This window comes from Flavobacterium arundinis (genome assembly GCF_038289855.1).
Lineage (GTDB): Bacteria > Bacteroidota > Bacteroidia > Flavobacteriales > Flavobacteriaceae > Flavobacterium > Flavobacterium arundinis.
Map to the genome: position 1 here is coordinate 179,236 of NZ_JBBYHR010000002.1, position 14,821 is coordinate 194,056.

General features: G+C 44.5%; 14 protein-coding genes. 5 read left to right on the forward strand and 9 right to left on the reverse strand.

From position 1 onward, the window contains the following. Positions 1 to 65 precede the first annotated feature (65 nt). From lptB to AAEO56_RS03875, 5 genes are read right to left on the reverse strand one after another with little or no spacing between them, the layout of a single operon-like run. Positions 66 to 848, reverse strand: a complete 783-nt coding sequence (lptB, locus tag AAEO56_RS03855; RefSeq protein WP_341695707.1) for an LPS export ABC transporter ATP-binding protein — start codon at positions 846 to 848, stop codon at positions 66 to 68. An 18-nt stretch (positions 849 to 866) separates the two neighbouring features. Continuing rightward, positions 867 to 1,226, reverse strand: coding sequence for a carboxymuconolactone decarboxylase family protein (locus AAEO56_RS03860; protein WP_341695708.1), 360 nt, complete (start codon positions 1,224 to 1,226; stop codon positions 867 to 869). Further along, the gene (gene tatC, locus AAEO56_RS03865; protein WP_341695709.1) at positions 1,219 to 2,049 is read right to left on the reverse strand and encodes a twin-arginine translocase subunit TatC; all 831 of its coding nucleotides are present in this window, start codon (positions 2,047 to 2,049) and stop codon (positions 1,219 to 1,221) included. The genes AAEO56_RS03860 and tatC overlap by 8 nt, the downstream gene beginning before the upstream one ends. Continuing rightward, positions 2,036 to 3,652 carry a hypothetical protein gene (locus AAEO56_RS03870; RefSeq protein ID WP_341695710.1) on the reverse strand — a complete coding sequence of 539 codons (1,617 nt, stop codon included), beginning with the start codon at positions 3,650 to 3,652 and terminating at the stop codon, positions 2,036 to 2,038. Before AAEO56_RS03870 ends, tatC begins: the two co-directional genes overlap by 14 nt. Positions 3,653 to 3,662: 10 nt before the next feature. Continuing rightward, a complete protein-coding gene (locus AAEO56_RS03875) occupies positions 3,663 to 4,628 on the reverse strand; it encodes a KpsF/GutQ family sugar-phosphate isomerase (protein ID WP_341695711.1) in 966 nt (321 codons plus the stop codon). Between the two features lie 88 nt (positions 4,629 to 4,716). On the opposite strand from AAEO56_RS03875, the gene recQ reads away from it, so the two are divergent. Beyond that, the gene (gene recQ / locus AAEO56_RS03880; protein WP_341695712.1) at positions 4,717 to 6,912 is read left to right on the forward strand and encodes a DNA helicase RecQ; all 2,196 of its coding nucleotides are present in this window, start codon (positions 4,717 to 4,719) and stop codon (positions 6,910 to 6,912) included. 110 nt (positions 6,913 to 7,022) lie between these two features. On the opposite strand, the gene AAEO56_RS03885 is transcribed toward recQ, so the two are convergent. Continuing rightward, positions 7,023 to 7,256 carry a hypothetical protein gene (locus AAEO56_RS03885; protein WP_341695713.1) on the reverse strand — a complete coding sequence of 78 codons (234 nt, stop codon included), beginning with the start codon at positions 7,254 to 7,256 and terminating at the stop codon, positions 7,023 to 7,025. A gap of 311 nt (positions 7,257 to 7,567) precedes the next feature. Between AAEO56_RS03885 and AAEO56_RS03890 the strand changes: the two genes are divergently transcribed. Beyond that, positions 7,568 to 8,617 carry a DUF2891 domain-containing protein gene (locus AAEO56_RS03890; protein ID WP_341695714.1) on the forward strand — a complete coding sequence of 350 codons (1,050 nt, stop codon included), beginning with the start codon at positions 7,568 to 7,570 and terminating at the stop codon, positions 8,615 to 8,617. Between the two features lie 118 nt (positions 8,618 to 8,735). Then, positions 8,736 to 10,304, forward strand: a complete 1,569-nt coding sequence (locus AAEO56_RS03895; RefSeq protein WP_341695715.1) for an NAD(P)/FAD-dependent oxidoreductase — start codon at positions 8,736 to 8,738, stop codon at positions 10,302 to 10,304. A gap of 25 nt (positions 10,305 to 10,329) precedes the next feature. On the opposite strand, the gene AAEO56_RS03900 is transcribed toward AAEO56_RS03895, so the two are convergent. From AAEO56_RS03900 to AAEO56_RS03910, 3 genes are all read right to left on the reverse strand, one after another. Next, entirely contained in the window at positions 10,330 to 10,647 is a 318-nt protein-coding gene (locus AAEO56_RS03900) for a 2-dehydro-3-deoxyphosphooctonate aldolase (RefSeq protein WP_341695716.1), read from the reverse strand. A 177-nt stretch (positions 10,648 to 10,824) separates the two neighbouring features. Next, complete coding sequence (locus tag AAEO56_RS03905; protein WP_341695717.1) at positions 10,825 to 11,685, reverse strand: glycoside hydrolase family 25 protein; 861 nt, start codon at positions 11,683 to 11,685, stop codon at positions 10,825 to 10,827. A 3-nt stretch (positions 11,686 to 11,688) separates the two neighbouring features. After that, positions 11,689 to 12,438: a CDP-alcohol phosphatidyltransferase family protein gene (locus tag AAEO56_RS03910; protein WP_341695718.1), complete on the reverse strand. Its 750-nt coding sequence runs from the start codon at positions 12,436 to 12,438 to the stop codon at positions 11,689 to 11,691. A gap of 101 nt (positions 12,439 to 12,539) precedes the next feature. Here AAEO56_RS03910 and AAEO56_RS03915 point away from each other — a divergent pair, with 101 nt between their 5' ends. Together AAEO56_RS03915 and AAEO56_RS03920 are read left to right on the forward strand one after the other, a co-directional pair. Next, on the forward strand, positions 12,540 to 13,613 hold the full coding sequence (locus AAEO56_RS03915; protein WP_456237539.1) for a putative type IX sorting system protein PorV2: 1,074 nt from the start codon (positions 12,540 to 12,542) through the stop codon (positions 13,611 to 13,613). Between the two features lie 12 nt (positions 13,614 to 13,625). After that, positions 13,626 to 14,753: a lipoprotein N-acyltransferase Lnb domain-containing protein gene (locus AAEO56_RS03920; protein ID WP_341695720.1), complete on the forward strand. Its 1,128-nt coding sequence runs from the start codon at positions 13,626 to 13,628 to the stop codon at positions 14,751 to 14,753. Positions 14,754 to 14,821 lie beyond the last annotated feature (68 nt).

The following is a 14,821-nucleotide window of genomic DNA, read 5'->3' on the forward strand; positions in this document are numbered from 1 at the left end:
AGTTTGTCTTAAGTCAAAGAGCCCAAAGGTTTTGAAAACCTTTGGGCTCTTTTATTCTGTTCGTATTACAAATTTTCTTCGTCCGGTTCTTTGCCCGGCCTGGGCTTGTGGAAGTCGATCTTTTTACGGCGCAGTTCGAAGTTCTGGCCGAGGTACACCTTTCTTACCATCTCGTCCTGAACAAGTTCTTCGGGCACACCGGCCTTGAGGATGCCCCCTTCGAACATCAGGTAGGTTTTATCGGTAATGGCAAGGGTTTCCTGCACGTTGTGGTCGGTTATAAGGATGCCTATATTTTTGTCTTTCAATTGTGCTACGATACGCTGTATGTCTTCTACCGCAACAGGGTCAACGCCCGCGAAAGGCTCATCGAGAAGTATGAACTTCGGGTCGGTTGCCAGTGCGCGTGCAATCTCGGTACGCCTTCTTTCGCCACCTGATAAAAGGTCACCACGGTTGGTACGGATATGCCCCAATGAGAATTCATCAATCAATGATTCCATTTTAGCTTCCTGCTCCTGTTTCGAAAGCTTTGTCAATTGCAGGACGCTCATGATATTATCCTCAATGCTCAGCTTACGGAACACCGATGCTTCCTGCGCCAGGTAGCCAATACCATACTGCGCGCGCTTGTACATAGGGAAATCGGTTATCTCTGTCTGGTCAAGGAATATCTTGCCATCATTTGGCTTTACCAGTCCCACGATCATGTAGAACGAAGTGGTTTTACCGGCACCGTTCGGACCCAAAAGCCCTACAATCTCGCCCTGGTTCACCTCTACCGATATACCTTTTACAACGCTGCGGCCCTTATATGTCTTTACTAAATGCTCTGCTCTAAGTTTCATACTTCATTACCGTTATGGTTAAACACTGCCTTTTGCATTTTCCTCCAATGCTTCCCAAAACTCATAGGCGCGGCGCAGGTGGGGTATCACGATGGTACCGCCCACAAGCGTAGCAATGCCCAGCGCTTCCATAACCTGCTCTTTGGTAAGCCCTTCCTTATGGCTTGTCTCTAAATGATACTTAATGCAATCGTCGCAGCGAAGTACCGCCGAGGCCACCAAGCCCAGCAATTCCTTAGTCTTAACGTCGAGGGCACCTTCCATATAGGCATTGGTGTCGAGGTTAAAGATACGCTTAATGATCTTATTATTGTCCGCCAGGAGCTTATCGTTCATCTTTTGGCGGTAGTCGTTGAATTCCTGTACTAAATCAGCCATTTGCAAGTGCTTCTTTTTCTTTTTTCTTATTAATTCGTCCCGCTATAAATATACTGACTTCAAACAAGATTATCAGCGGAATAGTAACAATCATCTGGCTTACCACATCCGGCGGGGTAACTATAGCGGCCAGTATCAGTATGATAACGTAGGCATACCTCCTGTATTTCCTCAGGAATACGGCAGTAACCAATCCTAATTTGGCAAGGAAATAAATAATTATCGGGAGCTCAAATACCAACCCGCAGGAAATCGCATTCGTTTTAACCAGGCTTATATAGGAAGCCAGGTCGACGTTTTTATCTACCACATCGCTAATTTTATAATTCCCCAAGAAATTGAGGGACAGCGGCGTAATGATATAGTGGCCAAATAGCACGCCAAGGAAAAAAAGTATGGAGGTTGATATCATAAATGATATTGCATATCTCTTCTCCTTATCATAAAGGGCGGGGCTTATAAAGCGCCATAACAGCCATAGTATATAAGGGAAGGCTACAATAAACCCTGCGGTAATCGCCGTCCATATATCGGTTGAAAACTCCCCGTCCATCGCCCTGCTCTGGATGGTAAAAGGTAATTCTTTTATGCAGAAACTCTTGTCAAGGTCGTATTTATTGGCAAGGTCGCAGAAGAAACGGTACGTAATAAAATCGCCTTTTTTCGGGGCAAAAATAATTTCATCGAAAATAAAATCACTAAATGTAAAAGCAACGCATGCCCCAACTAAAATTGCTACAGTGCTTCGTACAAGCATCCAGCGCAGTTCTTCAAGGTGGTCCAGGAAAGACATTTCGCCTGCCTCTTTTTTATTTTTTGCCATTTATATTTTTATCTTTTTTATATTCTTCCAGGCGCTGGTAAACCCTTGCCGGTACTTTGTTCATGTCTTTACCCTGTGCCTTCATCAGCTCAAGGTATTTGTTGTAAGCGTCAAATGCCTGCTTATCGTAGGACTTATATATTGCAGCACTTTCCCATCGTACATCGCCAAAATTAAGCCAGGCAACGATCCTGTCAGGAAATGCATTTAGCACTTTGTGGAGCAAAAATAAGGAACATTGAAACAATTCATACCTCAAACTTTCAAATTCGCTTACAATCCCTTGAAAATAGAAAGCCATATCATTATATTTCTGTACGTTTTTTACAGTTACAGGGTTTGATTTTACAAGCATATCCAGTTCTTTTGTATTGGGTAATGGAGAACACGAGTTAAATATACTATTGGTAGTACCTTCTTTTTTAAGTACTATTTCATAAAGTCCATTTAAAGTATACCTTCGGCCATAGTCATACTGCTTGTCTCTTTTGTCAAACCTATCAAAAGTAAAATCTTCAAGGCGAATTGCATTTGCTCCATTATAAAGGAAATAGTCTTCAGAGCCAAAACAAGTTACTTCATTGCCATATTTTTTTAACTGAAAACTACTATTCGTAAATCTAAAATCAGTATATGCCGATAACAGCGCTACATTATAATTTTTCGATATGGTAAATTTATATGTACCCTGAATTTCGTCAGGGCCCCGTCCATAATCTGGGCCTAAAATAAGGAGCGTATCACCCTTAAAAACAATATTATCTTTATAGTGATCATCCTTCCTTAATTGCTGTGCGCTGACATTTAAGGGCTTAATGCTGCGCTTTTGCCAGTTTATTTCAAAGGCTTCCTTTTTATTGTCCTCGTTAAAATCAAAAGAGATATTATATACATATTGCGGCACAAAACCCTTTTCCCAATCAAATGTGCTTAGCTTTGAAGTGAGCGGCTTTAGGTACTCCGTTCGTTGCTGCTCATCTACTGCTTCTTCTTCAGTATCTGGTTTTTCATTTGCTACATATTTTAAAAACTCCAGGACTTCCTTTTCATGATCGTCTACATAGGTAAAGCGGGTTTTATTCCCTTCCCGGCTTAATGTTGTATGGGAATCCCTGTAATACCATGCCGGGGACTCGTAAAATACATATGCTTGTTTGGACACCGGTTCATAAGTCCCCTCAAAAGTCACTTTATTGCTTTCTATATAGTAAACATCATATTTTTCCCATTCATCCACATCAAGGCTTTGTATCAAATAATAGCTCTTCAGGGACTCTGAATAAAAAAGCTTAAATTCATTTTCCGGATAGCCTGCCGCTGTATAGAACCATTCGCTTATAGGCTGAGCATTCTTTAGAAGTCGCAAGCCGGCAACATTTGAGTTTTCATATGACGAAATGGATGATATTACTACCTGCAGGCTCAGCTCATTATAAGAAAGCAGGCAATATTCAGTGCCTTCTTTTATTTTTGATCTGATGGTTAGGGGTTTCTCAACGAAATCTGCCCCGGGAGAAAAAGACCTTGCAGAAGTTGTTTGTACAAGAATAACAGACAGGAATAACCCGAACCAAAAAGCAGCTATTCTGTTCTGTTTTATCATAATTGCCTGCTTAAACGATACCTTCTTTTAAAATATCATGTAAATGCAGTATGCCTTTATATTCGCCGTCATCGGCAACTACCAGCTGTGTTATGGCGTAGTTCTCCATAGTATTCAGCGCGTCTGCCGCCATATCCGTCGACTTTATAGTCTTAGGTGACTTCGTCATTATATCAGCCGCGGTAACGCCTGCAATGTTATCCCGGTCGTTCAGCATACGCCTTATATCGCCATCGGTTATTATGCCTACCACTTTGTTATCTTCAATTACAGCAGTAACGCCCAGCCTCTTTTCGGATATTTCCACGATCGCTTTCTTGATGCTGCAATCGGGCGATACCATTGGCATGTGCGTTCCATCCAGCATATCACCTACGCGAAGGAGCAGCTTTTTGCCAAGCGCCCCGCCCGGATGGTATTTTGCAAAATCCTCACTACGGAAACCACGCAGCTCTATAAGGCAAACTGTAAGCGCATCGCCTAAAACAAGCTGCGCCGTCGTGCTGTTGGTCGGAGCCAGGTTATTCGGGTCGGCCTCGGCTTCTACATACGCATTGAGCACGTAATCGGATTCCTTTGCTAAAAACGAATTTTTATTTCCGGTCATGCCAATAAGTACATTGCCAAAACGTTTTAATAAGGGTGCCAGGACTTTAATTTCGGGGCTGTTGCCGCTTTTGGATATGCAGATAACCACATCGCCCGGCTGCACCATACCTAAGTCCCCATGGATCGCTTCGGCAGCATGCAGGAAAAGTGACGGTGTACCGGTAGAATTAAGGGAGGCTACGATCTTGGCGGCAATTATTGCGCTTTTGCCTATTCCTGTGACCACCACACGGCCTGTGGTATTGTATATTATTTCAACAGCGCTGGCAAAATCTTCATCCAGGTAATCCGCGAGCTTTGCAATACTCTCGCTTTCAGATAGCAGGGTTTTTTTGGCAGAAGCCAATATTGCGACTTTGTTTATCAAACTGATGAAAGTTTTAAAAAGTTGTGAATATGAAAGATTTTTGTATCTTTAGGTTGTGCAAATTTATGTAAATTACTATTAATAAATAATGAAATTGACCGAAATTGACTTACATAAAGAGTTAAAAAAATATTTTGGTTTTAACAAATTTAAGGGCCTTCAGGAAGATGTCGTAACAAGCATAATCTCGGGGAACAACACATTTGTTATCATGCCCACCGGCGGTGGCAAGTCACTTTGCTATCAATTGCCGGCACTGGTACTGGAAGGCGTTGCAATTGTTGTATCGCCGCTTATCGCCCTCATGAAAAACCAGGTAGATGCCATGCGCAGCCTGTCATCGGAAGCAGGCATAGCCCATGTACTGAACTCGTCGCTTACAAAAACGGAAGTAACACAGGTTAAGAAAGACATTACCTCCGGACTCACAAAATTATTATATGTTGCCCCGGAATCGCTTACAAAGGAAGAGTATGTAGCTTTTCTTAAAGGCGTGCCGCTCTCTTTCGTTGCGATAGACGAAGCCCACTGTATCTCGGAATGGGGCCACGATTTCAGGCCGGAATACCGGAACCTGAGAAGCATTATCCAGCAATTGGGCGATGTACCCGTTATTGGCCTTACCGCCACAGCAACACCCAAGGTTCAGGAAGATATCCTGAAAAACCTCGACATGACCGATGCCAACACTTTTAAGGCATCGTTCAACAGGCCTAACCTCTATTATGAGATACGCCCAAAAACCAAGAATGTAGAATCGGACATTATACGGTTTATCCGCCAGCACAAAGGCAAATCGGGCGTTATTTACTGCCTGAGCCGCAAAAAAGTGGAGGAGATAGCACAGGTGCTTCAGGTTAACGGCATAAGCGCCGTTCCTTACCACGCAGGCCTTGACGCCAAAACAAGGGCAAGGCACCAGGACATGTTCCTAATGGAAGATGTGGATGTGGTGGTCGCTACCATTGCCTTCGGGATGGGCATCGACAAGCCGGATGTGCGCTTTGTAATCCACCATGATATTCCTAAATCGCTTGAAAGTTATTACCAGGAAACAGGGCGTGCAGGCCGTGATGGAGGCGAAGGCCATTGCCTTGCTTATTACGCCTATAAAGACATTGAAAAACTTGAAAAATTCATGTCGGGCAAGCCGGTAGCCGAACAGGAAATAGGCTTTGCACTATTACAGGAGGTTGTGGCATACGCCGAAACTTCGATGTCGAGGCGCAAATTCCTTCTGCATTATTTTGGTGAGGAGTTTGACGATGAAACAGGGGAAGGCGCTGATATGGATGACAACGTGCGCAACCCGAAAAAGAAAATAGAAGCTAAAGAGCAGGTAGTGCCTTTACTTGAAGTAGTAAGGGATACGAACCAGCTTTACAAATCAAAAGAGATTATATTTACACTCACCGGTAAGATCAATGCCGTGATAAAAGCCCACAGGACGGATGCACAGAAGTACTTTGGCAAAGGAAAAGACTTCGATGAAAAATACTGGATGGCACTAATACGGCAGGTACTGGTCGAAGGCTATCTCTCGAAAGACATTGAGACCTATGGCGTATTGAAAATTACCCAGAAAGGGCTGGATTTTATTAAAAACCCGGTGTCGTTCCTGATGAGCGAAGACCACGATTATAATGATACTGACGAAGAGACAACAGTAACCGCCTCCAAATCGTCTGGTGTAGCCGATGAAGTACTGATGGGGATGCTGCGCGACCTTCGCAAAAAAGTTTCCAAAAAGCTGGGTGTGCCGCCGTTCGTAGTATTCCAGGACCCATCGCTTGAAGATATGGCGCTGAAATATCCTGTTTCGCTTGAAGAACTTGGCAATGTGCACGGCGTGGGCGAAGGCAAGGCCAAAAAATACGGTAAAGAATTTGTTGACCTTATCGCCCGGTACGTAGAAGATAATGACATTACCCGCCCTGACGACCTGGTGGTAAAATCTACCGGGGCCAATTCGGCGCTGAAGCTGTATATCATTCAGAATATCGACAGGAAGCTTTCATTGAACGATATCGCCAAAGCCAAAGGGCTCGACATGGATGCCCTTATGAAGGAGATGGAGCAGATCGTATATTCCGGCACAAAGCTGAATATCAAATACTGGATCGATGAAATACTGGATGAAGACCAGCAGGAAGAAATCCAGGACTATTATATGGAAAGCGAAACCGATAGCATTAAAGATGCCCTGAAAGAATTTGACGGCGATTATGATACCGAAGAACTGAGACTGATGCGCATTAAGTTTATCAGTGAAGTGGCGAATTAATAAACCCCCTAACCCCCGAAGGGGGGAATGAGGAACCGATATAGAACCGTAATTACATATTTGTAATTGCGGTTTTTTATTGAGTAATAGTAGAATTCCCCCTTCGGGGGTTAGGGGGCTAGTTCCCCCCTGTGCGGCTTCAGTGCATCCCTTACCGGGATCATGAAATCATCAGTTACGACCATCCAGGCTATGGCGTGCATTTCGTTGAGCACATCAAAGCCGGTTATATTCAGGGGCAATTTTTCGATGGCGATGTATTCTTTCAGGTGCTTCTCGTGGTGTTCGGCTATTTTCGCCGAATCAGGCCCACGGAAATCCCATATCAGTTTTATTTTTCTCATTTGTACGTGGCAAAGTTTCAGAGTGGCAAAGTTACAAAGTAATTGGTTGTACCGCACAGTTAAAGTCGAGTGAAGCTCGTGCATTAAATATTTCGCGTAAAAATCAAGGGAAGTTTCAGCGTTGGACGAAGGAGAGTGACCCACGAGCGGCGCGCAGCAGGCCGCGGCTTGGGTCGCGAGGGGAGAAGCTTGCCGTAGATTTTGAGTGAAATATTTGGAGTCTTGAATTTTTGCTTCTTTTGTTTCAAGACAAAAGAAGAGCATTTTTATAAATAGTCATATATTTAAGTTCTTAAATAAACACCAAACCAATGAAGGATTTCACCATTATATTCCTCTTCATAACCTCAATCTCCTTTTCACAGCAGCTTACACAAAAACAAGCGAATGACCTTTCGGCACTACCCCTGAAATGCATGCAGCAGGAATACCCCAACAAACTCAGCCAGATGCTTGCCGATTCCACCGAAATTGCCGGGCCTAAAAAACTCCACCCTGCGTTTTACGGCTGCTTCGACTGGCATTCATCCGTACATGGGCACTGGAGCCTGGTGTACCTGCTAAAGAAATTCCCAAAGCTTGACAGGAAACAGGAGATCATTGACAAGCTGAATATCAATCTTTCGAAAGAGAACATAGCAGCCGAAGTGGCTTATCTCAACAAAAAACATGAGAAGTCGTATGAGCGTACTTATGGCTGGGCATGGCTTATGAAACTTCAACAGGAGCTTGACACGTATAATGAGCCTTTCGCTAAAGAACTCGCTACTAATCTTCAACCCCTGACAAACCTGCTGGCAGAGCGTTACCTTGAATTTTTGCCAAAGCTGAATTATTCACTACGCAACGGCACCCATACTAACACCGCCTTCGGGCTGAACTTGGCGTGGGATTATGCAGTGCATGCTAAGAACATTCCCCTACAGAACAGCATCCGTGAAAATGCGTTGCGGTTGTTTAAGAGCGATGCCGACTGCCCTTTTGCATGGGAACCCAGCGGTACCGATTTCCTTTCGCCATGCATGGAAGAGATCGGGATCATGCAGCGCATCATGCCCGAAAAGGAATTCCTGAAATGGCTAAAGGATTTTGCACCAAAACTTTTCGATAAGAAATTTACATGGGAGCCTGGCAGGGTATCCGACCGAACCGATGGCCACCTGGTACATCTGGACGGGCTTAACTTCAGCCGTGCGTGGAATTTTTACCGTCTGGCAAGGCAATATCCAAAGGAGCTCGGCCACCTGAAAGCACTGGCAGATAAACACCTTGTTTATTCCCTTCCGTCGATTACCGATGGTAATTACGAGGGCGAGCACTGGCTGGCGTCATTTGCGTTGTATGCGTTTGACGCCCCCTAGCCCCCAAAGGGGGGAATTAGCTACACTGTATCACCTTTGCGAATCTTCGTGTCTTCTTTGCGATCCTTTGCGTACAATAGAAAATAAACAATAAAAAATAAATAATTACTTTTGCGGCATGCCAAGAGAACTCCAGATACAGGTCGCGCCTGAAGTAGCCGCACAGCAGGATTTGCTTACTGCGCACATTGCAAAGCTGATGCAGGTCAGCGCTGCCGAAATACGCCATATAGCCATTATAAAAAGGTCGATCGATGCGCGCCAAAAAGCGGTAAAGATCAACCTGAAGGTCGCTGTATATTACAATGAGGAGTATACCGAAAGCAAACTGCAACTTCCTAATTATAAGGATGTATCCAACAGTCCTGAAGTGATTATTATAGGCGCAGGCCCTGCGGGTCTTTTTGCTGCCTTGCAGCTTATTGAGCTTGGGCTGAAACCAATCGTACTGGAAAGAGGGAAAGACGTTCAGGAACGCCGCCGTGACCTAAAGGCTATCAACCGTGACCACATTGTAAATGAAGACTCTAATTACTGCTATGGCGAAGGCGGTGCGGGAACTTACTCTGACGGAAAACTGTATACCCGCTCGAAAAAGCGCGGTGATGTCGACCGTATACTTGAGCTGTTCGTAGCCTTTGGAGCATCGGAAGAGATTTTGGTAGAAGCCCATCCGCACATTGGAACCAACAAGCTGCCCAAGATCATTAAGGCAATGCGCGAAAAGATCATCGAGTTTGGCGGGCAGGTGCTTTTTGACACACGGGTTACCGATATACTCGTAAAGAACAGCGCAGTTGAAGGTGTAGTAACCCAAAACGGCGACACCTTCAATGCAAAGAAAGTAATATTGGCAACAGGCCACTCTGCCCGTGATATTTTTGAATTACTGGACAGGAAAAAGATATATATTGAAGCAAAGCCGTTCGCCCTAGGCGTACGCGCCGAGCATCCGCAAAGCCTTATCGACAGCATCCAGTACAGTTGCGACTTCAATTCGGGCCGGGGAGAATACCTCCCACCCGCTCCTTACTCCATCGTAAAGCAAGTTGGCGGCAGGGGGATGTACTCGTTCTGCATGTGCCCCGGCGGCGTGATCGCCCCATGTGCCACAAGTCCCGGCGAGGTTGTAACCAACGGATGGTCACCCTCTAAACGTGACCAGGAAACGGCAAACTCGGGTATTGTGGTCGAATTAAAGCTTGAAGATTTTAAGCCGTATGCCAAATTTGGCGCATTGGCGGGAATGGAATTCCAGAAAGCTATTGAGCAGCAGGCGTGGCATCTCGCAGGCGAAACCCAAAGAGTGCCTGCGCAGCGCATGGTCGACTTTACGCAATCGAAAGTATCGGCAGATATCCCTAAAACGTCTTATGTACCGGGGACGACTTCGGTAGAACTGGGCAAAGTATTCCCGGGATTTTTGACCCAAACGCTTCGCGAGGGCTTTACAGAATTCGGCAAATCAATGCGCGGTTACCTTACCAATGAGGCGATACTCCACGCCCCGGAGTCGCGCACGTCATCACCTGTACGCATACCTCGCGATCCTGAAACACTGGAGCATGTTCAGATAAAAGGACTGTACCCGTGCGGGGAAGGTGCAGGCTATGCAGGCGGCATCATTTCGGCGGCTATCGATGGGGAAAAATGCGCGTTGAAGTGTATCGACATGGTTACTACTTAGAATTCTTGTGGAAATTTATTCCCTTTCATTTCCCCTCCAGTAAAAATCCTTTTGGCGCATACACTTTCTCTTCGTCGTACATATTTATGTAGAGGATCTTCTTCACCGAATCACCGTCAATTTCTATTTCATAGCGATCCAGCATCCCCCCGCCAAACGTACTATTCTTTGTTTCGAAGGGACAGCAGCTGCCCAGCCTCTCATAGGCAATAGATTCACCATTAGGGCCGGTAAGCCTTCGCAGGTATTTGTGCTCGTTAGCAGGGCCATTCATTCCACCGCCTACTTTTACAGGATTGGTTTGGCTGTAGCCGTAATCATCGGACACTTTACCATCTGACATAAGCGCAGAAGAATTTTTTGACGTTGAGCATGCCGCAATCACAAAAAAGACGCAAGCATAAAGGATGTTTGATTTCATAGTAAGGTTGGATTGGTTACATCATAATAACGATCAGGAAGATCAAAATATTTTTACTATGGATTACAAAAACAGTCAGAAGGTTGGGAAGATGTAAAATTATTTCCCCATATTTCTCAAAGCCCCGATGTTCCCGTTATAAATATTCACATCCACCGGGCCTTCGATACCGCTAATGCTTGCCTTATCGGTAAACTGCCAGAAGAGCCATTCCTTATGGATCTCGTCTTCAAAAAAGTTGTAATTGGCGATCCAGAGGTTGTAGCCTTCAAACTCTTCTTTGAGAAAGTCGGTATAAAAACTTTCGCCGCTATAGAGCACCGGTTTTACACCATAATGCTTCTCGACTTTGGTGAGCCAGCGCTTCAGGCCGCTTTTCAGGCTATCCATGCTTTGCCCTGCGGGAATCTTTTCGATATCCAGCACCGGCGGAAGATCGCCTTTTGAAAGCTTTACTGTTTTTATAAAGTTCTCTGCCTGCTTAACGGAGTTCTCATCAGGGCGGTAGTAGTGATAAGCGCCACGAATCAGCCCGCTGGCTTTGGCTCCGGCCCAATTGCGTTCGTATTCGGTATCGCCGACATCACTCCCCGCTGTGGCGCGGATGAACACAAACTGCATCGGAAATTCAGCTTTGCTTTGCTTTAGGCTATCCCACATTATGCGCCCCTGGTAATGCGACACATCAATACCATAAACCTTCCCCTTGTGGCGCGCAAGTATCTCGTAGATGCGGAGGTCCTGTATCCTGCGTTCTTCTTTTGTAAGCGATTCAACCCGCTTATTGGTCTTAAAACCCAGATAATACAATATCCCGTGGCGGTATTGGTATATGGCTGCGGCCAGAAAGGCCACGAGCAAAATCAGGGACGAATACTTTAGTAGCTGCCCGGATGTTACTTTTTTAGATTTCTTTGGTTTCGCCTTTCTCACCGTAGTTTTGGGCGGCAAACGCTTCATGGGCTATGAAGTAGTTTTGGCAGTAAATTTGTTCATTATGGCCGAGAGCAGCACATAAAACAATATGATAAGCGGAATGGCCAGGTATTGGAAGAAAAACAGCATTAATACAGAGACCACTAAGAAAATGATTTGCGTCTTGTTGTTTTCCCAGTTAAAATATTTTACTTTAAGGGAAAACAACGGTATTTCGGCATTCAGCATAAAGGCGCTCAAAATACTTATGCCTACCAATATATAGGGGTTGCTTAGTAAGTCAATAATTAACAGAGGTGTCGACTCTTTCGTTGTCATTGCGGCTAAACTGGTGATGAAAAGCGCATTGGCAGGTGTTGGCAGGCCTATAAAAGAATCTGTCTGGCGGGTGTCAACATTAAATTTAGCAAGCCTGTAGCAGGAAGCCAGTGTTATTATAAACCCTACATAAGGAAATAGCCCAAAATAGTAATTTTCAGGGCTTAGATTATATTCCTGCTGGTTATCGGCTATACCTACAAGCATCTGGAACATGATGAGCCCCGGCACTACACCACTCGTCACCATATCAGCAAGCGAGTCGAGCTGCAGGCCCAAAGGGCTTTGTGCCTTGAGTATCCTTGCAAAGAAACCGTCCCAAAAATCAAAAAATATCCCAATACAAACCCAAACAAAGGCATATTCGTAATTCATATTAAATGCCCAGATAAGAGCAATAAGTCCGCATGCGAGATTACAAAGTGTTATAAGATTAGGAACATGTTTCTTAAAAGCCATAGCCAATAAATTTTTAATAGCGCAAAGTTAACACAATAAGTTGTTAGAAATGGAGTTTAGTAATTGAGATTTTTATATCATATTTGCACAAAATAACAGCTTTGAGAAAGATAACGTTACTTTTTTTCTTTTTTATTTCCGTTTGTACCTATAGCCAATCCGTTAGAAAGTATTCCAATGAGTTTATGAGTATTGGGGTAGACGCGGCTGCACTGGGTATGAGCAATGCTGTTACGGGCCATACCGGCGATGTAAATTCTGGTTACTGGAATCCCGCAGGCCTTCTTAAAGTAAAGGATAAACAGCTTGCACTGATGCACGCCAGCTACTTTGCCAATATTGCGCAGTATGACTATGCCGCTTTTGCGATGCCTTTAGACAACCGCAGCGCCCTTGGCTTATCGGTAATACGATTTGGGGTAGACGACATCCTGAACACTACACAGCTAATAGATAACCAGGGAAATATAGATTACAACCGCATCAGCCTCTTTTCTACCGCCGATTATGCATTTACCGTTTCCTATGCGCGGGACATGCCATTGGATGGCTTTAGTTATGGCGTAAACGCAAAGGTTATCCGCAGGACAATAGGCAAGTTTGCCAATTCATGGGGCTTTGGGTTCGACTTGGGTTTACAGTATGTGAACAAAGACGACTGGATGTTTGGGCTTATGCTGCGGGATATTACTACAACTTACAATACCTGGGCAATTGATGAGGATGCGTACAAGGACATCAGCAATGCCATACCCGGACAAAACCAGGAACTGCCGGAAACTACCGAGATCACGTTACCAAAAGCACAGTTGGGTATGTCGAAAAAATTCATGATCCATAACGATTACAGCATTTTGGCAGCAGCTAACCTGAACATGCAGTTTGCCCAGACAAACGATATCGTGTCTACCGAAGCGGTAAGTATCGACCCGGCCATAGGGTTTGAATTTGGGTATATCGACCTTGTATACCTGAGGGGCGGTGTAGGCAACTTCCAAAACGTGAAGGCGCTCGACAATTCGCAGTCGTTGAGTTTCCAGCCCAACATAGGCCTTGGCTTCAAATACAGAGGCATCGCGGTTGATTATGCGCTGACAGATATTGGCGATCAAAGCGCTGCATTATATTCCAATATCTTTTCACTTAAAGTAGATTTAGGTATCTTTAGGCGTTAAAAACTACTATCAATGCGCCTGAAAGTCTTACTCACTTCCCTCCTTTTACTTTTACCGCTATGCTTCAATGCCTTTGCACAAAACCGGTTGTCCGACGATGCAAAAATAACATTGCTTACCTGCGGCCCCGGAGACGAGCTTTATTCTGTTTTTGGGCATACAGCCATTCGTATCTTAGACCCTGTAACCGGAATAGACGTAGTATGCAATTATGGGACATTTGATTTCGATACACCAAATTTCTACCTGAAATTCATAAAGGGCGACCTTCAGTATATGCTTTCCACCAGCTCTTATGAAGATTTTGTTTACACCTATAAATACTACAACCGCGATGTTTTTGAGCAGGAACTCAACCTTACCACAGCGCAAAAACAGCAGATTGCTACTGAACTTCAGGAAACATTGCAGTCGGACAGGCGTTATTATACGTATAAATTCATCGACCGAAACTGCACCACCATGGCAGGCGACCTGATCAGTAAATATTCTTCCGATAAAATTTCAATGGAGAATTCGGATAAAGGAAAAACCAACCGCCGAATCATTTTTGAGCGCCTCAACAATAGTTTTTACGAAAGCCTGGGTATCAACCTGCTTTTCGGCTATAAAACAGACCGGGAGATGGACCGGCTTTTTCTTCCTGACCAGCTTATGCAGGGCCTGGCGAATACAAAAACAGCTACCGGACATTTAGCACAGCCAACAATAACTATTTATAAAAGCACGGCAGAACAAAGGATATCGGTCTGGAATAATTTTTACACGTATGCAGCACTGTGCCTGCTTTTAATGGTTGGGGCTTCCCGTAAAATACTTGTCAGAAGATCCTACCTTGCTATTACAGGGCTATTGGGCGTGCTCTTCTGCTTCATGGGCATGATATCCCTGCACTCTGAGTTAATGCAAAATTACAATGCGTTGCTCTTTAACCCGTTTTTCCTGATGCTCCTTTTATTCATTTTCACAAAAAAGCAAAAAGCCGCCACAGCAACCGCTTACGTTTGCCTTGCGTGTATTGCGGTATATTTTGTCCTACTGATAAATAAGCCTCACCTGATCATGATGCTGCCCCTAGTCGCTGTTACAATCGTTGTTTTATTACGGATACTTAAAGACAATAAAGCAGTAAGGGTATAAATGGGCAAATGTTAAAATTTAATATATTTTACCGCCCTTTGCATACTGATTTACTTTATTTTTGTGGG

What these genes read in the sequence shown, in the direction of transcription:
- recQ (WP_341695712.1), top strand. Translation starts at nt 4,717, where the DNA reads ATGAAATTGACCGAAATTGACTTACATAAAGAGTTAAAAAAATATTTT.
- AAEO56_RS03900 (WP_341695716.1), bottom strand. Translation starts at nt 10,647, where the DNA reads ATGTCAGATGGTAAAGTGTCCGATGATTACGGCTACAGCCAAACCAAT.
- AAEO56_RS03860 (WP_341695708.1), bottom strand. Translation starts at nt 1,226, where the DNA reads ATGGCTGATTTAGTACAGGAATTCAACGACTACCGCCAAAAGATGAAC.
- AAEO56_RS03885 (WP_341695713.1), bottom strand. Translation starts at nt 7,256, where the DNA reads ATGAGAAAAATAAAACTGATATGGGATTTCCGTGGGCCTGATTCGGCG.
- tatC (WP_341695709.1), bottom strand. Translation starts at nt 2,049, where the DNA reads ATGGCAAAAAATAAAAAAGAGGCAGGCGAAATGTCTTTCCTGGACCAC.
- lptB (WP_341695707.1), bottom strand. Translation starts at nt 848, where the DNA reads ATGAAACTTAGAGCAGAGCATTTAGTAAAGACATATAAGGGCCGCAGC.
- AAEO56_RS03910 (WP_341695718.1), bottom strand. Translation starts at nt 12,438, where the DNA reads ATGGCTTTTAAGAAACATGTTCCTAATCTTATAACACTTTGTAATCTC.
- AAEO56_RS03905 (WP_341695717.1), bottom strand. Translation starts at nt 11,685, where the DNA reads ATGAAGCGTTTGCCGCCCAAAACTACGGTGAGAAAGGCGAAACCAAAG.
- AAEO56_RS03920 (WP_341695720.1), top strand. Translation starts at nt 13,626, where the DNA reads ATGCGCCTGAAAGTCTTACTCACTTCCCTCCTTTTACTTTTACCGCTA.
- AAEO56_RS03870 (WP_341695710.1), bottom strand. Translation starts at nt 3,652, where the DNA reads ATGATAAAACAGAACAGAATAGCTGCTTTTTGGTTCGGGTTATTCCTG.
- AAEO56_RS03895 (WP_341695715.1), top strand. Translation starts at nt 8,736, where the DNA reads ATGCCAAGAGAACTCCAGATACAGGTCGCGCCTGAAGTAGCCGCACAG.
- AAEO56_RS03890 (WP_341695714.1), top strand. Translation starts at nt 7,568, where the DNA reads ATGAAGGATTTCACCATTATATTCCTCTTCATAACCTCAATCTCCTTT.